The sequence below is a fragment of the Candidatus Rhodobacter oscarellae genome, from assembly GCF_001078595.1.
Classification (GTDB): Bacteria; Pseudomonadota; Alphaproteobacteria; order Rhodobacterales; family Rhodobacteraceae; genus Rhodobacter_B; species Rhodobacter_B oscarellae.
In genome coordinates this window covers 2398320-2423318 of sequence record NZ_LFTY01000002.1, presented here as the reverse complement: position 1 = coordinate 2423318, position 24999 = coordinate 2398320, and the positions used below count along the sequence as shown (strand labels likewise).

The following is a 24999-nucleotide window of genomic DNA, read 5'->3' as shown; positions in this document are numbered from 1 at the left end:
TTTTGGGTGTGGCTTGTTTTGGCCTACAGCGGTCCTTTGGGCGCGCCAAATCTCTTGCAAGAGATTTGCACTTTCCTTCCAAGGAAAGTTGGGCCCGCTAGCGGCCAAGCGATCGCCCTAGGCGGATCATCTCGTGTCGCGCCAAAGAAACTCTTGCAAGAGTTTCGCAATTTTCTTGCAAGAAAATTGTGACGTCCAAAATTCGCTCCAAGCCAAAACCGACCCTTGGCTTAATCTTGCTGCGCCGCCCGCTCTCCCTTTGCCGCGCCACATCGGCCCGCTTCGGACAGTTCAGAGCGCACTGATCACTAGTCTCACGCCCCGCCTTAAGCCGACGGTGCATGGATGATCGTTATTGACCCCAAACGCGCATTCCCTAGGGTGGCCCGAAAATGCGCGAGGCTCTGAAATGAACATCTTGACCAACAATCTACCCACCGAAGAGCTGCAGGCCATCGACGCCGCGCATCACCTGCACCCGTTCACCGCAGGCAACGAGCTGGCCCAGAAGGGCGCGCGGATCGTTACGCGGGCCGAGGGCGTTTGGCTGACCGATAGCGACGGCAACCGCCTGCTGGACGCCATGGCGGGCCTGTGGTGCGTCAACATCGGCTATGGGCGCGACGAGCTGGCCGAGGCCGCCGCGGCGCAGATGCGCCAGCTGCCCTATTACAACACCTTCTTTCAGACCTCGCATATCCCGGCCCTGAGCCTGGCCAAGCGGATCGCGGATCTCGCGCCGGGGGATCTCAACCACGTGTTCTTCGCCTCGTCGGGGTCCGAGGCCAACGACACCAATATCCGGCTGGTGCGGCAATACTGGACCCTGCGCGGCAAGCCCCAGAAGAAGGTGATCATCAGCCGGGTGAACGCCTATCACGGCTCTTCAATGGGCTCGGCCAGCCTTGGCGGCATGGCGGGGATGCACGCCCAGGGCGGCATGCCGATCCCCGATATCGAGCATATCGGGCAGCCGCATTGGTACGCCGAGGGCGGCGACATGGATCCCGAGGCCTTTGGGCGGATGCGCGCCCGCGAGCTGGAGGACAAGATCGCCGAGCTGGGCGAAGAGAACGTCGCCGCCTTCATCGCCGAGCCGATCCAGGGCGCCGGGGGCGTGATCATCCCGCCCGCCAGCTACTGGCCGGAGATCCAGCGCATCTGCGACGCGCACGAGATCCTGCTGATCGCGGACGAGGTGATCTGCGGCTTCGGGCGCACTGGCGAGTGGTTTGGCAGCCAGACGCTGAACCTGAAGCCGGACATGATGACCATCGCCAAGGGGCTGTCCTCGGGCTATGCGCCGATCGGCGGCTCGGTGGTGTCCGATCATCTGGCCGAGGTGCTCAACCAGGACGAATTCACCCATGGCTACACCTATTCGGGCCACCCCGTGGCCTGCGCCGTGGCGCTGGAGAACCTAAGAATCATCGAAGAGGAGGGCCTGGTCAACCATGTCAAAACCGTGGCCGCGCCCGCTTTGAAGACTGCCTGGGAGAGCCTGGGCGATCACCCGATGGTTGGCGAGACGCGCAGCATTGGCTTGATGGCCGGCCTCGCCTTGTCCCCCAACAAGGCCGCGCGGGCCATTTTCGACGCGCCGGTCGGCACGGTCGGCTACCAATGCCGAGAGGCCAGCTTTGCCAACGGCTTAGTCATGCGCCATGTGGGCGACCGAATGATCATCTCGCCGCCGCTTGTGATCACGCCCGATGAGATCGAGACCCTTGTGGCGCGGGCCCGAAGCGCGCTGGATACGGCGTATGAATGGGCAAAAAACGAGGGGCTTTGTTCGTAAAACCACACGGCCCAATTAGCGCCCAATTAACTGACTATCGTCATAGTTGATACTCAAGACGCCCATGACGATAGTCGGAGGACGGTATGCGTTTCGCCTTAATTGCGTTTGCGATGATTTTAGCGCTCATTGCGGGCCCCCATGTGGACCTGGGTGAGGACATGCCCGAGACCTTATTGCCAAGCCCTATCGTATCTCGCACCCTGCCGGAGCCTGAATACGCCGTGTCATTGCAGTCGGATGTCTTGCTTCCGGAAGTCATTTCCCAACCGGTCAGCATGGACGGGTCGATCTTCATCAACCCGCCGTCTCGGGTGACGATGCCCTTAATGCCGGATATCCCAGAGCCCGTGCATCAGATTGAACCCGTGCAAGCGCCGCTCTTCGCGGCGCTGGCGGCGCCAGACCCTCTGCTGTCGAGCTTGGTGGTCTCCACTAAGAATGTCGATGCAGCCATGGGCGACGGCCAACGCCAGGGCCGCATATTGGGGGATGCGCTGAATGTGCGCGTTGGGCCCGCAAAGCGGCACCCCTCAGTGGCGCGCCTGCGTCGTGGCGATGTGGTCGAGGTCGTGGGCAGAGTGAACGGCGGTTGGGTGCCGATTGCGCTTGAGGGCTCCGACCAGGTCGGCTGGGTGTTCCAGCGTTATATCGAGCTCCTTTAGACCAGCTTAGCGGCCCGGGCGGGCGCCAAAATCTCCAATCAGAAGCTGCGCGACCCTTGCCGGGTCCTTGCCAACCACTGGCCATCTTTGTTGGCGCGCGCGGGCGGTGTTGCGATAATTCTTGCGCCAAACCCACATAAGACCGGCCGTTCCCCTAGACTCGGCAAGGTGCAATGACGATATTCTGTACATGAGCCTGCCCCCCGGATTCCTTGACGAGCTACGCACACGCACCTCTATGTCGCAGGTCGCGGGGCGCAAGGTGATGTGGGACGCGCGCAAATCGAACCAAGGCAAGGGCGACATGTGGGCGCCGTGCCCCTTCCACCAGGAAAAAACCGCGTCTTTTCATGTGGATGACCGCAAGGGCTATTACTACTGCTTCGGCTGCCACGCGAAGGGCGACGCGATCTCTTTCGTGCGCGAGACCGAGAATGTCTCGTTCATGGAGGCAGTGGAAATTCTTGCCCGCGAAGTCGGCATGCAGGTGCCCGAGCGCGACCCCAAGGCGCAGGAGAAGGCTGACCGGATAACCCGGCTTGCCGAAGTAATGGAGCAGGCGGTCCAGCATTTTCGGTTGCAACTCAAGACGGCTGGGGCGGCAGAGGCGCGGGATTACTTGGCGCGGCGCGGCCTCAGCGAGGCGGCGCAGGAGCGCTGGGAGATCGGCTTTGCGCCGGACGCCTGGCAGGGGCTTTGGGATCATCTCAAGGCCAAGTCGGTCGAGGATGACCTGATCCTTGGCGCGGGCCTGGCCAAGCCGAGCCAGAAGGGCGGGCGCCCCTATGACACGTTCCGCGGGCGCATCATTTTCCCGATCCGGGACGCGCGGGGCCGCTGCATCGCCTTTGGCGGGCGGGCGATGGACCCGGGCGACAACGCGAAATACCTCAACTCGCCCGAGACCGAGCTTTTCGACAAGGGCCGGTCGCTGTTTAACGTGCGCGCGGCGCGAGAGGCCGCGGGCAAGGGCCAGCCGCTTGTCGTGGCCGAGGGCTATATGGACGTCATCGCGCTGTCAGAGGCGGGCTATACCGGCGCAGTGGCGCCGCTGGGGACCGCGGTGACAGAGACCCAGCTTCAGATGCTATGGCGGATCGCGCCAGAGCCTTTGGTGGCGCTTGACGGCGACACGGCGGGGCTGCGCGCCGCGATGCGGTTGATCGACCTGGCGCTGCCGCTGCTCGAGGCGGGGCGGTCCCTGCGCTTTTCCATTATGCCGCCGGGGCAGGACCCCGACGATGTGATCCGCTCCGGTGGGTCCGGCGCGATGCAAAAGCTGTTGGATCAGGCGCAGCCGATGGTGTCTCTGCTGTGGCGGCGCGAGACCGAGGGCAAGAACTTTGACAGCCCCGAACGCAAGGCCGCGCTGGACAAGGCGCTGCGGGAGGCGATCAGCAAGATCCAGGACCCAAGCCTGCGGGGCCATTATGGCGAAGAGATCAAGCGCCTCAGGTGGGACCTTTTTGGCACAGCGCGTCAGGCGCAAAAGCCGCGCGGGTCGGGGCAGGGGCGCGGCGCATGGCAGCGCCGCGGGGAGCCGCAGGGGCCGACGCCCGGCGCGAAGCAATCCGCCCTGGCGGCGCAATCTGGCGAGGTCGAGCAGCGCCTGCGTGAGTCGGTGATTCTGACGGGGCTCTTGGTGCAGCCGCAGCTGCTGGACCGATTCGAGCCGGAGTTGGACGACCTGTCCTGCACCACCCCCGATCACGAGGCGCTTCGGCGCGCCATCCTGCGGCATGCGACGGCCGAGGACCCACCCAGTGCCGTGGCCGGCGAGCTGGGCACCGACCCGCTTGAAACCCTTATGGCACAGGGCCATATCCGCGTGATCCCGGCGCTGCGCGCGGATGCGGACCCGGATGAAACCCAGGCCTGCATCGCCGAGGAATTCGCCAAGATCGCCGCCAGCCTGGGCGCCGAGCACGAGGTGCGCGAGGCGATCCTGGATATCGAATCACTTGCCGACGAGGGGCTGACCTGGCGCCTGACGCAGGCCGCAGAGGCCCGCCGTGCCGCGCAAAAGGGCCATGAAGAGGAAGAGATCGACTTTGAAACCGCGCCAAACGGCGCGAAAATCAACCGTAGCGAGCGAAAAGCGCTGGATGCTCTTGTCGATGGTATTGCGTTTTCGAAACCACACCGTACGCCTCGGTAAGGTTTGGTAAGGAAGCTCTCAATAAAAAAGGGTAAATGGGTGTGCGAATCACTGATTCGCGTTAAATGATTCGCATTGGGCCTATCCAACCCTATATGTGGCGCGTAAACGCCCCCGCGAAGACCGAGCAAGGAGTGCCCGCAATGGCCGCCAAGGACACCAACGAAGATCGCAAGCAGGACGACTCCGACCAGGAGGCGATGCTGGATATGTCCCAGACTGCGGTCAAGAAGATGATCGCTGAGGCGCGCGAGAAGGGCTACATCACCTACGACCAGCTCAACACGGTCCTGCCGCCCGATCAGGTGAACTCCGAACAGATCGAGGACGTGATGTCGATGCTGTCCGAGATGGGCATCAACATCATCGAGGACGAAGAGGCCGAGGAAGAGGAAAACAAGGGCGCGACCGACCTGGTAGAGGCATCCGCCTCGCGCGAGGTCGCCGTGGCGGCCTCCGCCACCGAAAAGCTTGATCGCACCGACGACCCCGTGCGGATGTATCTGCGCGAGATGGGCTCTGTCGAGCTGCTCAGCCGCGAGGGCGAGATCGCCATCGCCAAGCGCATCGAGGCCGGTCGCAACACGATGATCGCGGGGCTCTGCGAGAGCCCGCTGACCTTCCAGGCGATCACCATCTGGCGCGACGAATTGCTCAACGAAGACATCCTGCTGCGCGACGTGATCGACCTCGAGACCACATTCGGCAACTCGATGGACGAGGACGGCGAGGAGGGCACCGAGCCCGTCGTCGAGAACCTCAATGTTGAAGCCGCCGGTGTGCAGCAGCCCAAGAAAGAGGCCTCTGCCGAGCCAGAGCTGGACGCCGACGGCAACCCGATCCAGACCGATGACGACGACGATGAGGACGACCAGGCCAACATGTCGCTGGCCGCGATGGAGGCGGCGCTCAAGCCCCGCGTGTTAGAGACGCTCGACCGCATCGCTGACGACTATGCCATGCTCTCCGAGATGCAGGACCTGCGGATGTCGGCCACGCTGAACGAGGACGACTCGTTCACCGAGAAGGCCGAGCAGAAATACCAGAAGCTGCGCTCCGAGATCGTCGAGCTGGTGAACGAGCTGCACCTGCATAACAACCGGATCGAGGCGCTGATCGACCAGCTCTACGGCATCAACCGCCGCATCATGTCGATCGACAGCAACATGGTGAAGCTGGCCGACCAGGCCCGCATCAACCGCCGCGAGTTCATCGACGAGTATAAGGGCGCCGAGCTGGACCCAACCTGGCTGGACCGCATGGCCGAGAAGGCCGGGCGCGGCTGGCAGGCCTTTATCGAGCGCTCGACGGACAAGGTCGAGAAACTGCGCGCCGAGATGGCCCAGGTCGGCACCTATGTGGGCGTCGACATCTCCGAATTCCGCCGCATCGTGCAGCAGGTCCAGAAGGGCGAGAAAGAAGCCCGCCAGGCCAAGAAGGAAATGGTCGAGGCGAACCTGCGCCTGGTGATCTCGATTGCCAAGAAATACACCAACCGGGGCCTGCAATTCCTTGATCTCATTCAGGAAGGTAACATTGGCCTGATGAAGGCGGTCGATAAGTTCGAATACCGCCGCGGCTACAAGTTCTCGACCTACGCGACCTGGTGGATCCGCCAGGCGATCACCCGGTCGATTGCCGACCAGGCCCGCACGATCCGTATCCCGGTGCACATGATCGAGACGATCAACAAGCTGGTGCGCACCGGCCGCCAGATGCTGCACGAGATTGGCCGCGAGCCGACGCCAGAGGAACTGGCCGAGAAGCTGCAGATGCCGCTCGAGAAGGTCCGCAAGGTGATGAAGATCGCCAAAGAACCGATCTCGCTCGAGACGCCGATTGGCGACGAAGAGGATTCGCAGCTCGGCGACTTCATCGAGGACAAAAACGCGGTGCTGCCGCTGGACTCTGCGATCCAAGAGAACCTCAAAGAGACCACCACCCGCGTGCTGGCCTCGCTGACCCCCCGCGAGGAGCGCGTGCTGCGCATGCGCTTTGGCATCGGGATGAATACCGACCACACCCTAGAGGAGGTCGGCCAGCAGTTCTCCGTGACCCGCGAGCGGATCCGTCAGATCGAGGCGAAGGCGCTGCGCAAGCTCAAGCACCCCTCGCGCAGCCGCAAGCTGCGGAGCTTCCTGGATCAGTAAAACGCCATGACGACGCCTCGCATCGGGCTCGTTCTCGGTGGCGGTGGCCCGTCGGGGGTGATGCACATCCCCGTGCTGGAGGCGTTCGATGAGCTGGGCGTGAGACCCGCCGCCATCGCGGGCACCTCCGTTGGTGCGTTGATCGGCGCGATCTATGCTGCGGGCCTCCCCGCCAATGAGATCAGGGAACACTTCATCCGCCAAAGCGCGCGGGGGCTTCGACAGCTCACCCGCGTCCTGCTCAGGGGCGGGCTGGGCTTCAATCGCGGGCTGTTTGCGGTCAATCCGGAACGTTTCGCCGAATTGACCCTGCCCGCGGGGATGCCCGATCGGTTCGAGGACCTCGCCATTCCGTTCACCGCCGTGGCCATGGATTTCCATCGCAAGACGGCGGTGACACTTGACCAAGGCCCGCTGCTTCCCGCCATCGCGGCCTCCATCGCGGTGCCTGGCGTGTTCAAGCCGGTGATGCGCGATGGCCGCCCGCTGGTAGATGGCGGTGTCGTCGAGAATTTGCCGCTGACCCGCCTGCCGCCGGTGGACATCACGCTGGCGGTGAACGTCTTTACTGATCGCCCCAGTGACTCCGATAAACGCCCGGGCAATCTGCGCGGCGCCGCGGCGGTGATCCGCACCATGCTCTGCAAGCAGGTTGACGCGGCTCTGGCCGCAAACCCGCCCGACATCCTGATCGAGGCGCCGATCCAGCCCGGCGGCATCGGGGCCATGTGGCACGTCCGCCAAATCTTGCAGGAGGCAGAGCCGATGCGGGCAGAGACCTTGCGCCGCCTGTCTGAGCGGCTAACATCTCTGCCATCGGGCTAACGGGGGCGTATCATGTCATTTCTATCCAAACTCTTCGGCGGCGGTGGCGGCGACGGTCCAAAGAAGGGCAAGTCCGCCGATCCCGTCGAGCATAGTGGCTTCCGCATCTATGCCGAGCCGATCTCGGAGAGCGGCGGGCATCGCATTGCCGCCCGCATCGAAAAGGACATCGACGGCGAGACCAAGACCCACCAGATGATCCGCGCCGATGTGACCAGCAATCGCGATGAGGCCGTCGAGACCTCTGTACACAAGGCGAAGATGCTGATCGACCAGCAGGGCGAAACCATTTTCTGAACCGCCCCCAAAAGGAGCGCGCCATGACCCACCCCGCCTTCACCTCTGACAGCGTTGTCACGGTCACCGGGGGCGCCTCGGGGATCGGACGCGCGGTGGCGCTGCACTTCGCGGGGCTGGGCTGTCGCGTGGTGGTGGTGGACCGCAGTGTGGAGGCGCTCGCGCAGACCGAGGACGCGCTGCGCGGGGCAGGGGCGGCGGATGTGATGACCTCCGCCACGGATGTGTCCGACCGCGCGGCCCTTGAGGCGCTGGAGGCCGATGTGACCCAGCGCTTTGGCGGCACGGACATCCTGATGAACAATGCCGGGGTCAGCGAGGGCTCGTCAACGCTGGGCGATAAGGCGCCCTGGGACGCGATGCTGGGCGTGAACCTCTGGGGCATCATCAACGGCACGCAGGTCTTTGGGCCCGGCATGGTGGCGCGCGGGCGCCCCGGCGCGATTATCAACACCGGCTCCAAGCAGGGCATCACCACGCCGCCGGGCAACCCGGCCTATAACGTCAGCAAGGCGGGGGTGAAGGCCTTCACCGAGGCGCTGGCCCATGAGCTGCGCAACACCGAGGGGCATCAGCTGACGGCGCATCTGATGATCCCGGGCTTTGTCTTCACAGGCATGACCGCAGGCGGGCGCCGTGAGAAGCCGGACGCGGCTTGGACTGCGGAACAGACCGCCGCCTTCATGGTCGAGAGCATCGCGCGTGGCGATTTCTACATCCTCTGCCCCGACAATGACGTGGACCGTGCAACCGACGAGAAGCGCATGGCCTGGGCGGCGGGCGACATCATAAAGAACCGCCCCGCGCTTAGCCGCTGGCACCCCGACTGGGCGGAGGCCTTCGCCAATCACATGAAGCAGGGCAAACCTTAGCGTTTCCATAAGCGTGGTTGCGCTGCCGCATCCGATGACGGCGTCGCCTCTAAGGCGAGATTGTCATCGACCTGCTATTGCGTCCCGATGTAGGGCTCTGCCCTGAGTAACTGAGCGCAACGGCAGGAACAGGATGACCGAGCTTCGCATTCATCACGCCACGCGCGTGGCCGTGCCGGAAGGGTATCAAAGAGACCGCGCAATCCGCCCCTCCGGGCTCGCGCCGGAAAGCCATCTGCGCTACGATTTTGACACGTTCTTCTATCAGGCCATCCGTGCCGGGCGGCACGTCGCCCTGGTTGCCCCAAAGCTGCTGAATTTTCGGCGCCTCTTCCGGCAGGCCCAGTTCCGCGTTGGCGGGCAGCGCGTGCGCCGCACGCGTATCTTCTCGTTTTATCGCCATGCGATTATCTGGCTGCTCAACGTACCCGAGGGCGAGACACTTGCGATCACATTCCCGGATGGTTCCGAAGCAGACGCCCACATCCATCCGCAGGATCTTGGGTTTCTAGCGGGACTGAATTGTCAGATGATGATCTCGAAGGACAATGACCTGGGATGGATCAAGGACCAGCTTGGGTTCCACGCCGCAGCGTGCGGTTTGGAGGCGGTGTGCTTTATCGACAATGGGTCGACCGCCTATGGGCTGGACGATCTGGCGCAAGCACTCACAGAGGTCGGGCTACAACGCGCGGTCCTGATCTCGATGCCGTTCAAATGGGGCGGGGTGAACCGCAAACCGGCTAACCGAGAGCTATATTTGCAGACCGCCGCCTACAACGCTGCGCGACTGAAGTATCTAGCGCAGGCGCGTGGGGTCCTCTGCCTGGACGCGGACGAGATCCTGATCCCTCAGCCCGACGGCGAAACGGTGTTTGACCGCGCGCAACGCGCACGGCTGGGATTTGTGCGCTTCTCCGGGCGCAACCGCTTTCCTGGACCCGACGCCCAGCCGCGCTTTGACTACGCAGATCACGGCTGGATGCTGAGCGACCAGGCGCCTGCCGCACACAACTGGTGCCTGAACCCGCGTGGACCAATGGGGCACTTTCAATGGCGATGCCACAACCTAGAGCACAACATTCTTGATGTTTTCCAGGTGCTTCAGGGGGATCACTTCTATCATTGCCTGGGGATTGGCACTGGGTGGAAAGACCCGCAACGATCAGATGGGGGACCGGCGCTGCGCCCCGACCCCGAAGCAGAGGCATTCTGGCGCGACACATTCGTGCCCGCCTTGCCTCGATAAAGTGCGAGGGACACGCGGTTGACCGAGTTTGACATAGCGACACGTGGCGCCGGGCTTTATGAATTCACCCGCGAAGTGCAGGGCTGGCTGCCGGGCGAGGCGACCGGCTTGCTGACGCTCTTTGTGCGGCACACGTCCTGCTCCTTGCTGATCCAAGAGAACGCTGACCCCGAGGTGAAGACGGATCTGAACGCGTTCTTTCGCCGCTTGGTGCCGCCCAGCACCGACCCCAGCATGTCCTACCTGACGCATACCTATGAGGGGCCCGACGACATGCCCGCGCATATCAAGGCGGCGCTCTTGCCGGTCAGCCTGTCGATCCCGGTGCAGGACGGGCGCCTGGCGCTGGGCACCTGGCAGGGCATTTATCTCTTCGAGCACCGGGACCGGCCGCATCGCCGCCGGGTTGTGGCGCATCTAGCAGCGTCGGGCCTTTAACTTGAGGCATCAGGTAACGGTCTGGGGCGCGGAACCTTTTGAGCGTGTGGACGCGCTGCCAATAGTGGTGAGTTAGGTTCTCGCGGCACGCTGTAGCTAAGCAATTCACCCGGCTCGGGGCAATCGCGCACGCCACGCTGCACGCGGTCAATCACGAAGCGCGCACCAAAGTCGGTTTGTTGAAAGACGTAGCCGTCCCCGTTCCGAAAGACCCAATAACAATACGGCCCCGGAGCGGGGATCGTCGGGTAGGTAAAGCAGGCCTGGTCAAGGTCAGAGATCGCCATCTGCCCCGGATTGGAATAGGGGTAGATTTCGCCCTCGGGATAAGTGCGATAGACCGTCTGTCCGGAGGGCTCAATGCACTCATCCACGCGCAATCCGGAATTGGCTTCGTAACCGAATTGATGAGTGCCAAAGAGCTCGGAAAGCTCCGCGCCGCGCAGCAGCTGCATCTCCTGTGAAGAGGCGGGCAGGGCGACCATGGCAACGAGAACGGCGAGAGGTCTCATACTACACCGTCTAAGAGATATCCTCGCGCTGGGGTAGCGTATGTGGCGCAAATTAGCCTCGCGTGTTCGCGGCGCCATACATGCGCCGCTAAATGGAGTGGCCCAATTTCCCCTCTACCCAATCTGTCGCCTGTCCCCTATAGTGGCTGTGGATACTTAAGGACAGGGACCGAGGGAGAGGTCATGCGCTGCCCGTTTTGCGGAAATATAGATACTCAGGTGAAAGACTCGCGCCCGGCGGAGGATCATGTTGCGATCCGGCGGCGGCGTTTTTGCCCGGCCTGCGGCGGGCGCTTTACAACTTACGAGCGCGTGCAGCTGCGCGATCTGGTCGTCATCAAGACCAATGGGCGCCGCGAGGAGTTCGACCGTGACAAGCTGGAGCGGTCGATCCGGATCTCGATGCAGAAACGCCCGGTGGAGCCCGAGCGGATTGACCAGATGATCTCTGGCATCGTGCGCCGCCTCGAGAGCATGGGCGAGACCGACATCCCGTCCAAGGTCATCGGCGAGATCGTCATGGAAAGCCTCAACCGCATCGACACTGTCGCCTATGTGCGCTTTGCCAGCGTCTATAAGAATTTCCAGGACGAAGAGGATTTCGAGGCCTTCGTCTCGGAACTGCGCCCCGGCAACGACGACGATGTCGAGGACGATTGAGCGGCGCGGCTGACCAACGCTTCATGAACATGGCCTTGGGCCTCGGACGCCGGGGCCAGGGGCGCGTTTGGCCCAACCCGGCGGTTGGGTGCGTTGTGGTGAAAGACGGCCGGGTCGTGGGGCGCGGCTGGACCCAGCCCGGGGGGCGGCCACATGCCGAGCGCGTGGCCCTGCACCAGGCCGGCGCCTCCGCCAAGGGGGCGGATGTTTACGTCACGCTCGAGCCCTGCAGCCATTATGGCAAGACCCCGCCCTGCGCCGATGCATTGATCGCCGCGGGCGTCGCGCGGGTGGTCGTGGCGGTGGGCGATCCGAACCCCCAGGTGGCGGGCCAGGGCCTGTCGCGGCTGCGCGCCGCGGGGATTGCGGTGGCGCTCGGCGTGATGACCCAGGAGGCGGCGCGGGACCACCAGGGATTTTTGACACTGCAGATTCAGGCCCGCCCGATGGTGACGCTGAAACTGGCCTCCAGCGTGGATGGCCGCATCGCCACCGCCACGGGCGAGAGCCAGTGGATCACCGGGCCGGAGGCGCGGCGCCGCGTGCATCTTATGCGCGCCTGCCACGACGCGGTCTTGGTGGGCGGCGGCACGGCGCGGGCAGACGATCCCATGCTGAACACCCGCGGGCTAGGCGTGGCGCACCAGCCGGTCCGGGTGGTCTGGTCGCGAAATCTCGATGTTCCCCTAAGCGGCGCATTGGCCCGCACCGCCCGTGATACGCCCGTCTGGCTATGTTGCGGCCCCAGCGCGGACCCTGCTCTGCAACGGGCGTGGGAGGATCTTGGCGCCCGCGTTTTTGTCGTGCCGGTTGGCACTGGCGGGCAGGTGGCGCCGCGCGAGGCGCTGCAAGCCCTGGGCGAGGCCGGGATCACGCGCGTTTTCTGCGAGGGCGGCGGGGCGCTGGCGGCCTCGCTGCTTCAGGCGGATCTTGTAGACCGCCTAGAGGTGTTCTCGGCGGGGTTGGCGCTGGGGGCCGAGGGGCGCCCGAGCCTGGGCGCGCTTGGGGTGGACCGTCTGGCGGAGGCGCCGCGGTTCAATCTGTTGGGCACAGAGGCCGTGGGCCGTGATGTCTTGCTGCGGTTCTGCCGTTAGTGGCCGGGCGCGGACGTTGACAAAAAGCGCACCGCCCTGACCACGCTTGCCGACACCAGACGCATCGGAACCCAAGCAGCTCAACCGCCCGAGCTTGCCTCGGGCAGCGGCCGACCTCCCCCAGGAGGCCGCTTTTGCGACGCTGCAAACTACTGAAACAACTGCGTTTGTAGAGCGCGCGCGCCAAATGGCGACGTTACACAAGCGACCTCCAGGTCGGCCGCTGCCCGGGTTGCGCTTGGTTCAAGGGAGAGGCCCCGGATCAAGTCCGGGGCGATGGGTCTCCACTACCCACTCCAGGCCTACAATCGATCAGCTGCGCCGCCAGATCCAGGCATAGCTGGCAAAGGCTCCCTGCAGCTTGGCCAGGCCGCGGTTAAACCGGCCAGGCTTTGGAACCTCGCCCAGCGAGAGGCGACGGACCGCGATTTCGGGCGGGCAGGGTTGGTCGGTCACGGGGTCGTGGTAGCGCGGGTACGCAATGAGCGCGGCATGGGCCAGCGCGATAAGGGTGGGGCGGGCCTGCCGCCAGGGCGGCACCGGCCCGCGATCCTCGGTCAGCCCCCAGCCCGAGTAGAACGGCGCGCCGAGGCAGGTCACGGGCTTGCCGCGCAACAGCGCCTCGAACCCCATCAGCGAGGTCATCGTCCAGACCGCGTCCACCGTTTCGATCAAGTCCACGGGGTCGGCCTGGTGCAGCACCGCATCGGCCCAGTCTTCGGCGTTGTCCACCGCGCCTTCGCGCAGCCCGGCCTCTACATCCGGGTGCGGCTTATAGAGGATCACCGCGCCGGGGTTGGCCGCGCGGGTGGCCTGCAACAGCGCTGCGTTGGTGCGGATCTCACCGCAGCCCTTCAGGATTGAGGCGTCGTCCTCCACCTGGCCCGGCACCAGGATGCGGTGCCCCTTTGGCAGGTCCTCGGGCGCGGCGCGCTCTAGGTTATACTTGCTCAATTGCCCTTTGAGGATCGCCGCCACCAGCGCCTCGGCCCGGTGCAGCGCCTCCGGCGGCAGCGCTGCGGCCTCGGCGATCAGCTGGTCCAGGCGGCTCTCGCTTGTGGGGTCGTAGTAGATGCCGAGATCATCGGTGACCAAGGAGAGCGGCGGGATTAGGTCTGCGCCAAGACCGCGCGAGCGTAGGAACCCGTCCTCGACGCGGTGGACCGGTGCGGGAAGGGCCTCGACCGCTGGCGTGGCCTTGCTGGCCCAGACCAGCACGGGCAGGTCGCCCTTCGGGGCCTCGGTGAAGCGCAGGCGTTTCTCGCGGCCAAACACCTTCTGCAGCGGCGCGCGCTTCCACAGGCGCATGCCCGCCGCGTCATATCCCAGCCGATCCGCGCGCCAGGCGCGCGTCTGCGCCTCCAAGGTTGCGATCGCGTCCTCAAGCTCACAAAGTGCGTCGCGATAGGGATCGTACCAGGTGGGGTAAAGGATCATCACCGCCGCAAAGAGCTGTGCGCGGGTCAAGCTGCGCCGCCGCCGGTCGATTGGAAAGCGGTCGTCCGTCAGCCCCCAGCCCGCGTAGAAGGGCTGGCCGAAGAGCCGCGGTTTGTGCCCCGCCAGGATCGCCTCGAACCCCATGCCCGAGCTGACGGTGTAGACCGACGTGGCGCCCTCCATCAGCGCCCAGGGGCTTACCGGATCGCTGCATAATGTGACCAAGTCGCTGGCGTCCTCGGGCCCGAAATGGCCGGCGCGGTGGCCCGATTGGGTCTCGGGATGTGTCTTGATGACGACGCGACCGCCGAAGTTCTCTTCTTGCGCCCAATAGAGCATCTCGCGAAAGCGGCTTGCGTCCGCGCCGCTGCCGGCGATCGAGGCGTCGCCGCGGGTCTGGTCGATCACCAGCGCATAGGGCGCCTTTGGCAAGGCGGCATCGGTGTCAAAGGCGTTGTATTTTGAGATATGCGCGCGCTTGATCCAATCCATGGCGGCGCGGGCGCGGGCCAGAAGTGCGGTGTCGTCCAGCGGGTGCTCGGCCAGCAGGGTCTCAAGATCCGACGGGCGGGAGCTGTCGAAATGCACGCCGGTTTGGTCCAGCAAGAGGCCCAGCGGCGGCGCGCCAGCGCGCCCCGGCAGCACCGAGCGCAGAAACGCGTCCTCTATCCTGAGGAGCGGGGCGGCCCGTCGGGCCGCGATCCTCTCGCCGCGATGGGCGGTGGGAGAGTTGCCCCAAACGCCAACCCAATCGCCCGCGCGCGGCAGGCCCAACCGGATATCCCAGCCCGCCAGCGACAGGATGCGCCGAACCCGGCGCTGGGTCAAAAAGCCCCCATTGTAAACAAATAACCGCCGAGAAGGGGCTTCCTTCCCGGCGGCTCGCGCCTGTTCAGCGCCGTTCATCTGAGGTCAGTTGCCTGCCAAAGAGTTCACCGAGCCCGCGGTGGACAGCGAGCCGGTGACCGCCGAGAGGATCTTGGTGAACTGGGCGTAGGGCGCCTCGGTCACGTAAAGCGTGTCGCCGTCGCGAACGATGAAGTCGCGCGCCAGGAACAGCCCGTTCGGCTCGGTCAGGTCGAGCACGTAGACCATGCGCTGCGTGCCGATCAGATCGGTGCGGCCCAGGACCTGATGCGCGATCTCCTCTGGCTCGTTGCGGAAGACGAAGACGCCGGTGGGATCGGCGGTGGTGGGCGACAGGCCGCCGACCTGTGCGATGGCCTCGACTGCCGTCAGGGTCTGCGTCTCAAAGCGCACCTGCGTCTGCGCGCCGGTGGCGCCCAGAACGGTGAAGGATCGCGTGTCGGCCTCGACCAGGATGTTGTCGCCGTTGCGCAGGGCGATGTCGAAGCTGGGGTTCTCAAACAGGTCCTCGAACCAGACCTCGCCGGTTTGATTGCCGCGGATGACTTTCACGCGGGCGATCTCAGGCTCTACGCTCACGCCGACGGCGTTGGCCAGCATGGCGGTCAGGGTCCGGGTGGGGCGTTCGATGGCGAAGATGCCCTGGCCGCCCACCGCGCCGGAAATCGACACCGTGGCGCCGTCGCCGGCGGCGCGGCGCACCTGCACTTGCGGATCAGGCGTCGCCTCGCCCAGCTTCTCTGTGATGATCCGGCGCACGGTCTCGGGGGTGTTGCCCGCGGCCTTGATACGGCCCGCATAAGGGATGAAGATGTAGCCGGCGCTGTCGACCTGGACTTCCTCAAAGGCAGCAGAATTCGTGCCCGGCGAGGCGATCAGCGGCGAGTCCACGTTCTCGAAGATCGTCAGTCCCAGCGTGTCACCGGGACGGATTGTGTCCGAGCCAAGCTGACCCGCGTTTATGAAGGCCGAGCTGAACCCAAGAGCGGGAACAATCGCGGTCGCTCGCGTCACCCGGTCATTCACCGAGACCACGAACGCGTCGCCCTCTTTTTGCACTGAACCGCGGAAGATTTCGCGTTTATTGGGGCCGACGCGGGGCAAGCCGCAGGATGATACGATGCCCACAAGCATCAACAGGGCGACACCTTTCGCCCAGCGCGAAGTACTAATTTTCACTGCTCGGTCTCCTCGACCTTATAATTCTGCCTCAGTTTTTTTTACGCTAGAGCGTTTCGACATTAGTTTGAGACATATCCAGCGGCCTTGAAGTAGTTCGAGCATTCTTCCGGATCGTACAGGTCACAGATTTCACCGATGGCTTTGAAGACGGATGTGAACGAGCGTGCTCCGATCCGTCGGAGATGGGCCTTGAGCTTCGAGAAAGCTTGTTCAATCGGGTTGAGGTCTGGGGAGTGTGGCGGCAGGTACAGAAACCAGCAGCCATGCGCCTTTAGCGCGGCTGCTGCTTCCTTGTTGCGATGCGTGGCCAGGTTGTCGAGAATCACCACCGTGCCGGGTGTGATTTCGGGCACCAGCACTTCGCGGATGTAGGCGGCAAAAGCAGGACCGTCCATTGCGCCTTTGATGACCCAGGGTGCGATCAGCGCATCATAGCTCAGACCGGCAATCAGTGTCTGCGTCCCCCAACTGCCGAAGGGCGCGTCCATGGTCAGGCGCTCGCCGCGTGACGCCCAGCCCCGTAGCCGCGTGAGGTTCGTCTTCACGGCGGTTTCGTCAATGAAGACAACACGATCCGGTGAGGCCCCGACGGCCGGAATGCGATGAGCAAACCAATCAGCCCGCCGTCGCCTTACCTTGGCATGGCGGCGCTCGGAGGCCACCAACGACTTTTTTTGTGCGTGAAGCCGAGGCGCTTGAGCAACCCCGCAATGGCGGAATGATGGACCGCAACCCCTTCCGCATCAGCGAGTGCATCACGCAGTTCGAATAACGTGATGTCCGGGTCCTGCGTCACCAACTCCCTAAAGAACTCTATATGGTCGGCCAGCTTGCCCGATCCCGCAGGACGTCCCATCAGTGCAACAGTGGCAGCCCCGGTACTCCGGATTCGACCGGCCCATCGAGCGCCAGTGGCGGCAGAAACCTGAAGGCGGCGTGAGGCTTCTCTCCCGGACAGTCCTTCCCTGATCAAACGCGCAAAGCGGTCGCGCAGTTCTGTCGACAATGGTGCTGGCATGATGTGATCCTCCCTATCAAGGTGAATCACAGTTCAAGCTCTGTGGGAATCCAACCGATTCAAACTTTTGTCGAAACGCTTTAATTAACGGTTTCTGGGCGGAAAATCCACCCTGGACCCTTTGGATTGTTTCCGTCGCGGCGGTTTTGCATCACATTGACAGGGGATTGGCGAGATTTGGCCTCCAATGGGCATCGGCGCGTCGCAATTTTCTTGCAAGAAAATTGCGAAACTCTTGAAAGAGTTTCTTCACCGCGAGCCGCAATGATCCGCTATGCGCAACCTCTCACCGGCCGCGGACCCAACTTTCCTTTGAAGGAAAGTGCAAATCTCTTGCAAGAGATTTGGACCGCTCCAGGCCAAACCGAGCGGCTACTTCACAACCCTTAACTGCTGTCTGGGCGCCGCTGTTCCCTTGGCCAGCGCCTCGTAAGGATCCTCAGGCGCGAGCATCATATCCACCACCTGCCGCAGAAGCTGTCGGCGCCCGCGCGCCGAATAATACCCGCCCGCGATCTGCGATGTCTCCAGAAGGAAGTGCCGGTAGTCGCGATAAGCCCGGCTGTCGGGCCGGGCGGGGCGGGCAAAGAACTCTGGTAGGCGCTGGGTGGAGACGAATTCGGGCTTGGCGAAGACCGCCTCGCCGAAGACCTTCAGCGGCTGACCGCGCCACAGCACCTGCTGAGCGGCGGTTGAGTTAACGGTCACGGCGCTGCGGGCGTGGTCCAAGAGCTGTGCCAGCTTGCCGCCGCGCACGTAGTGCACCCGGTCCGCAACGCCATGTTCGGCGGCCAAGCGATTGATCTCGCCCCGCAAATTCACGCGGCCGTCCTCTAGGGGATGCGCCTTGAAGACAAAATGGTGATGCGTCGGCGCGCCCTCGGCGAAGCCTTTGATCACCAGTTCCAGGAAGTCCACCATCGTCTCGAAAGGCGAGTGCATCTGGAAGCTTGAGTCATGCTCCAACTGCAACAGCGCCAGGTGATAGGGGAAGCCGCCAAACTTGATCCGCTGGGTGGCGATCACGCGATCCGCCCAGATCATCGGCATCAGCACGAGCCGCCGCAGGTAAAGCCGGAATTCCTGCGTGACGGTCAGCGCACGATGCGGGGCAAAGTTGCGATAGGCGCGGTTCGCCAGCAGCACATGGCCGTGATAGAGCGCGCCGTAGAACACGTGCTGGCGCATGTCGCCCCAATGCGCCGGCGCCTCGGGGATGTCCAGTTCGGCGTTCGCCAGCGTGCGCTGCATGCCCGGCACGGTGAGATCCATAAGCGCGGAGTTGCCGTTCGAGCCGCCGCGCTCGTAGGTGACCCAATAGGGGCGCAGATAGCCCTCTTCAAAGACATGAATGGTCAGGCCCAGCTCCTTGGCCACGGCGACGGCCTCGGCATGGATGCGGCGGGTGTCGCCGTAAAGCACGATATCAGAGACGCCGTTTTCCGCGACGATCTGGCGAAAGCGCTCTGCCCAGGTGTCGATGGTGTCTTGGAAGGGAATGTAGCTGGCCTTGTCGCTCCAGAACGCCGCGTCGCCGGCGTTGAAGCCCACGCGCAGAGCGCGCGCGCCAGCGGCCCCCAGCATCTTGGCCAGACGCCGAAAGAACGGCCCATGCGGGCCCTGCAGGAACAGAAATGTCCGGTCTTTACCGGTTACCATGTGCTCAAACCCCATCCGCCCGATCTATGCCCGGCGGCTTTGTCCAGAGATTAGCATGTTTACCCTTTAGGGCAAATTTATGACCAAAGCGGAAAGATCGCATGGCCTTGCCCTCGGCGCGTGGCGGCGCTAGGCCTGCGGGAAAGGAGGCGCCCCCTATGTTCACAGGCATTGTAACCGATATTGGCGAGATTTTAGAGATCGAGCAGCGTGGCGACCTGCGCGCGCGGATCGCGACGGCCTACGACGTGGACGGGATCGATATCGGCGCCTCGATCGCCTGCGATGGGGTCTGCCTGACGGTGATCGCCCTGGGCGAGGACCCGAGGCCCTGGTTCGATGTCGAGATCAGCGCCGAGAGCGTCAGCAAGACCAACATCGGCCGCAATGGCTGGGCCGCCGGCAAGCGGGTGAACCTAGAGCGCGCGCTGAAGGTGGGCGACGAGCTGGGCGGGCATATCGTGTCGGGCCATGTGGACGGCGTGGCCGAGGTGCTCAGCGTGACGCCCGAGGGGGACTCGACCCGCGTGATGTTCCGCGCGCCGCAGGAGCTGGCGCGCTTCATTGCGCCCAAGGGCTCGGTGGCGCTGAACGGCACCTCGCTGACGGTGAACGAGGTTGAGGGGCGCGATTTCGGCGTGAACTTCATCCCCCACACTCAGGCTGTGACCACATGGGGCGGCGTCGCCGCGGGCGACGCGATCAACCTCGAGATTGACACCATGGCGCGCTATGTCGCCCGCCTGCGGGACTGGGAGCGCTGAGGTGAAAAAGCCGGTCGTGATGAACTCCTACGAGGATGACGGCGGGCTGCGCTGTGTCGATATCCGCAAGCACGAGGACGGCGCCTGGTCCTGGGCCGAGTGCCGCAGGGACCCAGAGGACGCCACGGGCTGGCGCATCCTGAATCTGGGCGAGGGCTACGGCGACGAGGCCGCGGCCTTTGCCGGTGCCATGGGCGCGGTGGATTGGCTGAGGCCGCCGCGCGAGGGCTAGGCGCGACCTTGGCCGTCGCGCATTGGCCTAGACCCCTGTCTCGAACGGTGCTTTGCTCGGTTCGACGAAACCCAACGCAGAGACCGCCATGAAGCTCGCCGATCTCGACATCATCGTCACCGCGCCGCCGCCACCAGGCTGGGGCGGGCGCTATTGGATCCTGGTCAAGGTCACCACCGATACCGGGATCACCGGCTGGGGGGAGTGCTATGCCGCCTCGGTGGGGCCGGACGCGATGCGCGCGGTGATCACGGACGTCTTCGAGCGGCACATGGCCGGCGAGCACCCCGAGAATATCGAGCTGATGTTCCGCCGCGCCTATTCCGCGGGCTTCACCCAGCGGCCGGACCTTACGGTGATGGGCGCGTTCTCGGGGCTAGAGATCGCCTGCTGGGACATCCTGGGCAAGCACCGCGAGCGCCCCGTCTGGGCGCTGCTGGGCGGCAAGATGAATGACCGCGTGCGGGCCTATTCCTACCTGTACCCCTTGGCGCATCACAAGCTGCCAGAGTTCTGGGTCTCGCCCGAGATGGCCGCCGAAAGCGCCCTGGCGCTGGTCGAGCAGGGCTATACGGGCGTGAAATTCGACCCCGCCGGGCCCTACACGATCCGCGGCGGGCACCATCCGGCGATGAGCGACATCGAGACCTCGGTGGCGTTCTGCAAGGCGATCCGCGCGGCGGTGGGCACGCGGGCGGACCTGCTGTTCGGCACCCATGGCCAGTTCAACACCGCGGGCGCGATCCGGCTGGGCAAGGCGATCGAGCCCTACCAGCCCTTGTGGTACGAAGAGCCAATCCCACCCGACAACCTTTTGGAGTTCCAGCGCGTGGCGCAGGCGGTCCACATCCCGCTCGCCACCGGCGAGCGGATGACCACGCGGGCCGAGTTCGCGGCGCTGCTGCGCACCGGCGGGGCCGATATCTTGCAGCCTGCCTTGGGTCGCGCGGGCGGGATCTGGGAGATGCGCAAGCTTGCCGCGATGGCCGAGAGCTTTAACGCGCAGATGGCGCCGCATCTCTATGCCGGGCCGGTGGAATGGGCCGCGAATGTGCATCTGGGCGTGTCGATCCCGAACCTGCTGATCGCCGAGACTATCGAGACCGACTTCCATCGCGACCTGATCAAGGGCTCCATCGCGGTCGAGAACGGCTATATCCCCGCGCCGACCGCGCCTGGGCTTGGCATCGAGGTGGACGAAGCGCTGGCGCGGGCCAATCCCTATACCGGCGACGGGCTGCATCTTCAGATGCAAGAAGCCCCCTGTGACTACCAGTCCGGGAACGTTTTTGAAGGCGGTGCCCCGACGCAAACCGGAGATTGAGTGTTGCAGAAACACCACAATCAGGACGGACATTAGGGCGGATATGTGCAATCAAGGCGGGAAATTGTCCCCGAATTGGGAACAATCTCAACCCCTTAGGCGTGTATTCGTCGGATTGCTGCACGTTGCCATAGTCTCGCCGCAATTTGAGGCTATAGTATATCTAAGCTGGTTCACGTGTTCCGGTGAACCGAAAAACAAGAGCTTAACGATTTCCTCCCTGACTGGACAGGCCGCGCAAGCGGCCTTTTTTTTCGGGGAACGCCGGGTGGCGCGCGCGGGGACATGCCTCAACGGCGCCAACTACCCAGGCAGATGCGCCGCAAGGATCGCGCGCAACTCAGCGCGCCGCCGCATCCCGCGCAGGGTCTCGACCAGTTCCCCGTCCGCGTTGAACACCAGCAGCGTCACATGGGGCACGTTGTAACGCGCGGCAAATACCTGGCCCTTCTCGGTTTTGATATTGGCGACGAGGTAGACCATCGCACATTCTTCAAAGCCGGAAAGCGCGCGACGGGCCTCCCGCCGTAGCGCATTGCAGGTGGCGCATCCCGGGTCATGGATCTGCACAACGCTCGGTTTGCCCTGTCCAACGCGGGTCAGATCATGCTCTGCAATCGTCGCCATCACGGAACGCGCGCCTATAATGCCGCCCCCGCCGAGCACCGCCGCGGCGATGGCGCCATTGCGGGCCAGACGCAGGACGCCGCGGCGGTCCATTTGCCTTTGCGCGTCGGTTCTGGGCGCTTGCGCCTTACCCTTCTTAGAGCCCTTTTGCGGCTTGCGAGACTTCCTCATTCGGCGACTCCAATGCGGCTGCGACCGCTTTGCAGTGTCAAGTCGAGGGCAGGATTGGGCAATGCACGCTTGCGCACGGGCGCTCACGAATGCGCGAGCGGTTCGGTAAGTTCCGGTCCAGAGGCGCGGTTCGAATTGACCCGCGGGTCCACGCGGTGGAATTCAAACTCCGAAGGCGGATCTTGCATTAAGATCGCGGCGCCTTTGCCCGCCTCGCCAAGCCAAAGCCCCCAATCCTTCGGCCTCAGCGTTACGGGCATGCGGTGATGAACCTCACGGACGGGTCCCCGCGCGGATGTGGTCACGATGGCACAGGTCGCCATCGTCGCGTCCTCCTGGCTCCAGTCCTGCCAGATGCCAGCAAAGACCAGCGGGGCCTTGTCGCTGGAACGGATGTACCAGGGCAGGCGCTTGCCATCGGCATCCTTGGTCCATTCATAGAACCCCGATGCCGGGATCAAGCAGCGCCGCTCGCGGCAGGCCGCGCGAAAGGCGGGCTTCTCGGCGATGGTCTCCGCGCGGGCATTGATCAAAAGCGGCCCGTCGCTGGGGGTCCTGTACCAGTGCGGTATGAAACCCCATCGCATCGCGCCCAGCCTGCGGCCGGTCTCACCGGCTGTGATCGCGTGCACCTGCGTGGTTGGGCAGACGTTGAAGTTTGGCACCGCCGGCAAGTCATTTGCGGGCTGTGCCTCAAAAAGCCGGGCCATCGCGTCGCTGGGCAAGGTGATGGCAAAGCGTCCACACATGGGCGCAGCCTAGTTCAGATCGTTCGGAAGGTCAGCCCCCGCGCATCGCCAGGTCTGCGGGAGATCTACCTGGGCGTTCTGACGGGGGCCGCGATGCAAATTGATCGTCGCGTTATGCCGCACTGCGCTGCGCTGGCGCGTCCGCTTTGCTGGCGTCCAGGGTGAACTGCGCGATAAGCTTGCCCAGCGCGTCGGTTTGCTCGCCAAGTGTTGCGCTAAAGCTCATGCTGTCTTCAACCATGGTGGCGTTGTGCTGCGTGACCTGGTCGAGCTCAAGCATCGAGTCCTTGATCTCTTCGATGTTTTGCGATTGGTCGCCCGCGTCCTCGGCGATCTTCTGCACAGCAACGTTAGAGTTCTCAATCCCAGAGCTTACCGCATCAAAGGCCTCGCCCGCGCGCTCCACCATGGTGACGCCGGATACGGTGATCTGCGTCGATTGGTCGATCAACCCCGAGATCTCATTGGTGGCTTCTGTTGCGCGTACAGAAAGCGCCCGCACTTCGTTGGCAACAACCGCGAAACCCTTGCCATATTCGCCCGCGCGCGCGGCCTCGACCCCGGCGTTCAGCGCCAGCAGGTTGGTCTGGAAGGCGATGTCTTCGATCATGCCGACAACGGCGGTCATCTTCTTGGCGCTTTCATCGATCTGCTGCATCGCGACGACGACTTCTTGCACGCGGCGCCCGCCCTCGGCGGCGTCCTCGCGCAATCTTGCGGTGATGTCGCTGGCCTCGCCCGCGGCCTCGGCGGATTTCACCACCATCTCAGAGAGCTGGCTGAGCGCGGCGGTGGTTTCTTCCAAGGCGGCCGCCTGAGAGGTCGTGCGTTGAGACAATTGGTCATTCGCGTCGTTAAGCTGATCGCTTGAGGAATTCAGCGTATTGATCGAATTGCCGACGATGCCCAATGCAGAGGCAAGTTGCTTGACCGCTTGGTTGAAGCTGGTGCGCAGGCTTTCAAATTCGGGCGGGAATTCATTCCCGATGGCGCAGGTAAGGTCGCCGATAGACAGCTTCTCTAGGGCGGTGCCAAGCCGCTCGATGACCTCAGCCCGGTTGCGTTGCGCGTCCGTCGATTCTTGCTTGCTGCGTTCGATGCTCTCGCTGGCGTCGCGCAGGTCGTCCTTGGTTCGGTCGAGCGCGATGAAGAGGCGCCCGAACTCGGTGATCTCGTCCTTGGTTTTTTGGCGATTCTCAAAGTCACCATTGCCGATGCGCTCCAACGCGCGTGCGAAGGCCGAGATACTGCGGTCAAAGGACGCCATCACGAACCGTGCGACAAAGATGGTGCTGCCGATCGCGACGGCGGAGACAAGGATCGCCATGGCCAGCAGGAAAGTCCGCCAAATCGCCAGCCCATTCCCGATCTTATGGACGGCTTCCTCGGCCTTAAGCTCGTCGCGGCGCAGGTTTTCGATCCAAGCGGTCGAACGCGCGAACCATTCTGCTGCGGTCACTCCCGAAATTGCGCCACCGGGCCCGGCTGCGTAAACAATATCGCGGAACTCCCCAAGGCCGCTGGATTCCAAGTCGCGTTTGAAATCAATGCCTTCTATGAGCCCGTGAAACTCCTTTTCCGCTGTGCTGAGCAGGCCGTGTTCGACGGAACCGAACCCCACAAACGTGCGGAATTGCTGCATGTTGAACTGACCGGTTCCAAATCCTGCGGCCCCAACCGCGCGCTCTCGACCGGCGGCTTCTTTCGCCTCTGCGAGGGCCAATAGACCGGCGCCAAGGCGCACTACATGCGGGTCCTTTTGCGAGACCAAAAGTTCCTCGCTGATGTCCAACGCATGGGTGATCAGGTCGGTATAGACGGGTACCATGTCGGCCACCGAGATGGTCAGCGCATTAATCTGGTCCCGAAGTTGCCCAAGCTCGGCCAATTCGCCGTTGAGTTCGCTGGCGATTTCGGGGACCCGCAGCACAACGTCATCAACATTGGCCCGCATCCTTGGCAGGGTGTCCGCGAAGTTTCGCCCCTCTGACGAGACAAATCCGGCGGATTGCCCGCGTTCCACTTGAAGCATATGCACCAGTTCGGACAGAATCTCGATCTCTGCGATATGTCGGCGCGTCTCGTTCGCGGCCAGAAACCCAACAAGTTGGTAGACGCAAAGATATGAACTGACCGCGACCAGACCCGCGATCGGGATGGCGGCCAAGAGTGTGATCTGCTGCTTCAGTTTCATACCATTTACCCATGCGAAATACGAATTCTGCGACACGCTACCAATGGGCTCTTTATA

General features: G+C 63.7%; 22 protein-coding genes. 14 read left to right on the top strand and 8 right to left on the bottom strand.

What is annotated here, in order from left to right:
• Positions 1-409: 409 nt before the first annotated feature.
• From AIOL_RS16375 to AIOL_RS16335, 9 genes are all read left to right on the top strand, one after another.
• Positions 410-1798 carry an aspartate aminotransferase family protein gene (locus tag AIOL_RS16375; protein WP_049643968.1) on the top strand — a complete coding sequence of 463 codons (1389 nt, stop codon included), beginning with the start codon at positions 410-412 and terminating at the stop codon, positions 1796-1798.
• A gap of 113 nt (positions 1799-1911) precedes the next feature.
• A complete protein-coding gene (locus AIOL_RS16370) occupies positions 1912-2463 on the top strand; it encodes an SH3 domain-containing protein (protein ID WP_049643967.1) in 552 nt (183 codons plus the stop codon).
• Positions 2464-2653: 190 nt separating this feature from the next.
• A complete protein-coding gene (gene dnaG, locus AIOL_RS16365) occupies positions 2654-4621 on the top strand; it encodes a DNA primase (RefSeq protein WP_049643966.1) in 1968 nt (655 codons plus the stop codon).
• Between the two features lie 143 nt (positions 4622-4764).
• Positions 4765-6771: an RNA polymerase sigma factor RpoD gene (gene rpoD, locus AIOL_RS16360; protein ID WP_049645499.1), complete on the top strand. Its 2007-nt coding sequence runs from the start codon at positions 4765-4767 to the stop codon at positions 6769-6771.
• A gap of 6 nt (positions 6772-6777) precedes the next feature.
• On the top strand, positions 6778-7596 hold the full coding sequence (locus AIOL_RS16355; protein ID WP_082152637.1) for a patatin-like phospholipase family protein: 819 nt from the start codon (positions 6778-6780) through the stop codon (positions 7594-7596).
• Between the two features lie 12 nt (positions 7597-7608).
• Positions 7609-7893 (top strand): HlyU family transcriptional regulator, encoded by a 285-nt coding sequence (locus AIOL_RS16350; protein ID WP_049643964.1) that lies wholly within the window; start codon positions 7609-7611, stop codon positions 7891-7893.
• Between the two features lie 23 nt (positions 7894-7916).
• On the top strand, positions 7917-8765 hold the full coding sequence (locus AIOL_RS16345) for an SDR family NAD(P)-dependent oxidoreductase (protein ID WP_049643963.1): 849 nt from the start codon (positions 7917-7919) through the stop codon (positions 8763-8765).
• 133 nt (positions 8766-8898) lie between these two features.
• Positions 8899-10014, top strand: coding sequence for a hypothetical protein (locus AIOL_RS16340; RefSeq protein WP_049643962.1), 1116 nt, complete (start codon positions 8899-8901; stop codon positions 10012-10014).
• A gap of 18 nt (positions 10015-10032) precedes the next feature.
• Positions 10033-10452: a secondary thiamine-phosphate synthase enzyme YjbQ gene (locus AIOL_RS16335; protein ID WP_049643961.1), complete on the top strand. Its 420-nt coding sequence runs from the start codon at positions 10033-10035 to the stop codon at positions 10450-10452.
• Here AIOL_RS16335 and AIOL_RS16330 read toward each other — a convergent pair.
• On the bottom strand, positions 10449-10964 hold the full coding sequence (locus tag AIOL_RS16330; RefSeq protein ID WP_049643960.1) for a hypothetical protein: 516 nt from the start codon (positions 10962-10964) through the stop codon (positions 10449-10451). The genes AIOL_RS16335 and AIOL_RS16330 overlap by 4 nt on opposite strands.
• 183 nt (positions 10965-11147) lie before the next feature.
• Between AIOL_RS16330 and nrdR the strand changes: the two genes are divergently transcribed.
• Positions 11148-11624 (top strand): transcriptional regulator NrdR, encoded by a 477-nt coding sequence (gene nrdR / locus AIOL_RS16325; protein WP_049643959.1) that lies wholly within the window; start codon positions 11148-11150, stop codon positions 11622-11624.
• Positions 11625-11647: 23 nt separating this feature from the next.
• Positions 11648-12718: a bifunctional diaminohydroxyphosphoribosylaminopyrimidine deaminase/5-amino-6-(5-phosphoribosylamino)uracil reductase RibD gene (gene ribD / locus AIOL_RS16320; protein ID WP_049643958.1), complete on the top strand. Its 1071-nt coding sequence runs from the start codon at positions 11648-11650 to the stop codon at positions 12716-12718.
• 312 nt (positions 12719-13030) lie between these two features.
• Here ribD and AIOL_RS16315 read toward each other — a convergent pair whose 3' ends face one another.
• From AIOL_RS16315 to AIOL_RS16295, 4 genes are all read right to left on the bottom strand, one after another.
• Positions 13031-15061 carry a capsular polysaccharide biosynthesis protein gene (locus tag AIOL_RS16315; protein WP_049643957.1) on the bottom strand — a complete coding sequence of 677 codons (2031 nt, stop codon included), beginning with the start codon at positions 15059-15061 and terminating at the stop codon, positions 13031-13033.
• A gap of 6 nt (positions 15062-15067) precedes the next feature.
• Positions 15068-16156, bottom strand: a complete 1089-nt coding sequence (locus AIOL_RS16310; protein ID WP_200898790.1) for a polysaccharide biosynthesis/export family protein — start codon at positions 16154-16156, stop codon at positions 15068-15070.
• Positions 16157-16263: 107 nt separating this feature from the next.
• A protein-coding gene (locus AIOL_RS24510) for an IS630 family transposase (RefSeq protein WP_152912289.1) occupies positions 16264-17222 on the bottom strand; the annotation gives its coding sequence in 2 pieces (ribosomal slippage) (positions 16264-16878 and positions 16881-17222; 957 coding nt in all).
• 372 nt (positions 17223-17594) lie between these two features.
• Positions 17595-18881 carry a capsule biosynthesis protein gene (locus tag AIOL_RS16295; protein WP_049645497.1) on the bottom strand — a complete coding sequence of 429 codons (1287 nt, stop codon included), beginning with the start codon at positions 18879-18881 and terminating at the stop codon, positions 17595-17597.
• Between the two features lie 158 nt (positions 18882-19039).
• On the opposite strand from AIOL_RS16295, the gene AIOL_RS16290 reads away from it, so the two are divergent.
• The 3 genes from AIOL_RS16290 (at position 19040) to AIOL_RS16280 (ending at position 21201) form a co-directional block, all read left to right on the top strand.
• Positions 19040-19645 carry a riboflavin synthase gene (locus tag AIOL_RS16290; protein WP_049643956.1) on the top strand — a complete coding sequence of 202 codons (606 nt, stop codon included), beginning with the start codon at positions 19040-19042 and terminating at the stop codon, positions 19643-19645.
• 1 nt (position 19646) lies between these two features.
• A complete protein-coding gene (locus AIOL_RS16285) occupies positions 19647-19877 on the top strand; it encodes a hypothetical protein (RefSeq protein WP_049643955.1) in 231 nt (76 codons plus the stop codon).
• A gap of 88 nt (positions 19878-19965) precedes the next feature.
• The gene (locus AIOL_RS16280; RefSeq protein ID WP_049643954.1) at positions 19966-21201 is read left to right on the top strand and encodes a mandelate racemase/muconate lactonizing enzyme family protein; all 1236 of its coding nucleotides are present in this window, start codon (positions 19966-19968) and stop codon (positions 21199-21201) included.
• Positions 21202-21504: 303 nt separating this feature from the next.
• On the opposite strand, the gene AIOL_RS16275 is transcribed toward AIOL_RS16280, so the two are convergent.
• The 3 genes from AIOL_RS16275 to AIOL_RS16265 form a co-directional block, all read right to left on the bottom strand.
• On the bottom strand, positions 21505-21999 hold the full coding sequence (locus AIOL_RS16275) for a thioredoxin family protein (RefSeq protein WP_152912555.1): 495 nt from the start codon (positions 21997-21999) through the stop codon (positions 21505-21507).
• An 83-nt stretch (positions 22000-22082) separates the two neighbouring features.
• Positions 22083-22748, bottom strand: coding sequence for an SOS response-associated peptidase (locus AIOL_RS16270; RefSeq protein ID WP_049643952.1), 666 nt, complete (start codon positions 22746-22748; stop codon positions 22083-22085).
• Positions 22749-22860: 112 nt separating this feature from the next.
• Positions 22861-24942: a methyl-accepting chemotaxis protein gene (locus tag AIOL_RS16265; RefSeq protein WP_160314501.1), complete on the bottom strand. Its 2082-nt coding sequence runs from the start codon at positions 24940-24942 to the stop codon at positions 22861-22863.
• Positions 24943-24999: the final 57 nt, after the last annotated feature.

Coding starts and splice junctions, on each gene's coding strand:
- AIOL_RS16290 (WP_049643956.1), top strand. CDS start 19,040: ATGTTCACAGGCATTGTAACCGATATTGGCGAGATTTTAGAGATCGAG.
- AIOL_RS16275 (WP_152912555.1), bottom strand. CDS start 21,999: ATGAGGAAGTCTCGCAAGCCGCAAAAGGGCTCTAAGAAGGGTAAGGCG.
- AIOL_RS16350 (WP_049643964.1), top strand. CDS start 7,609: ATGTCATTTCTATCCAAACTCTTCGGCGGCGGTGGCGGCGACGGTCCA.
- AIOL_RS16355 (WP_082152637.1), top strand. CDS start 6,778: ATGACGACGCCTCGCATCGGGCTCGTTCTCGGTGGCGGTGGCCCGTCG.
- AIOL_RS16270 (WP_049643952.1), bottom strand. CDS start 22,748: ATGTGTGGACGCTTTGCCATCACCTTGCCCAGCGACGCGATGGCCCGG.
- nrdR (WP_049643959.1), top strand. CDS start 11,148: ATGCGCTGCCCGTTTTGCGGAAATATAGATACTCAGGTGAAAGACTCG.
- dnaG (WP_049643966.1), top strand. CDS start 2,654: ATGAGCCTGCCCCCCGGATTCCTTGACGAGCTACGCACACGCACCTCT.
- AIOL_RS16315 (WP_049643957.1), bottom strand. CDS start 15,061: ATGAACGGCGCTGAACAGGCGCGAGCCGCCGGGAAGGAAGCCCCTTCT.
- AIOL_RS16375 (WP_049643968.1), top strand. CDS start 410: ATGAACATCTTGACCAACAATCTACCCACCGAAGAGCTGCAGGCCATC.
- AIOL_RS16345 (WP_049643963.1), top strand. CDS start 7,917: ATGACCCACCCCGCCTTCACCTCTGACAGCGTTGTCACGGTCACCGGG.
- AIOL_RS16340 (WP_049643962.1), top strand. CDS start 8,899: ATGACCGAGCTTCGCATTCATCACGCCACGCGCGTGGCCGTGCCGGAA.
- AIOL_RS16330 (WP_049643960.1), bottom strand. CDS start 10,964: ATGAGACCTCTCGCCGTTCTCGTTGCCATGGTCGCCCTGCCCGCCTCT.
- rpoD (WP_049645499.1), top strand. CDS start 4,765: ATGGCCGCCAAGGACACCAACGAAGATCGCAAGCAGGACGACTCCGAC.
- ribD (WP_049643958.1), top strand. CDS start 11,648: ATGAACATGGCCTTGGGCCTCGGACGCCGGGGCCAGGGGCGCGTTTGG.
- AIOL_RS16370 (WP_049643967.1), top strand. CDS start 1,912: ATGATTTTAGCGCTCATTGCGGGCCCCCATGTGGACCTGGGTGAGGAC.
- AIOL_RS16295 (WP_049645497.1), bottom strand. CDS start 18,881: ATGGTAACCGGTAAAGACCGGACATTTCTGTTCCTGCAGGGCCCGCAT.
- AIOL_RS16280 (WP_049643954.1), top strand. CDS start 19,966: ATGAAGCTCGCCGATCTCGACATCATCGTCACCGCGCCGCCGCCACCA.
- AIOL_RS16310 (WP_200898790.1), bottom strand. CDS start 16,156: ATGCTTGTGGGCATCGTATCATCCTGCGGCTTGCCCCGCGTCGGCCCC.
- AIOL_RS16265 (WP_160314501.1), bottom strand. CDS start 24,942: ATGAAACTGAAGCAGCAGATCACACTCTTGGCCGCCATCCCGATCGCG.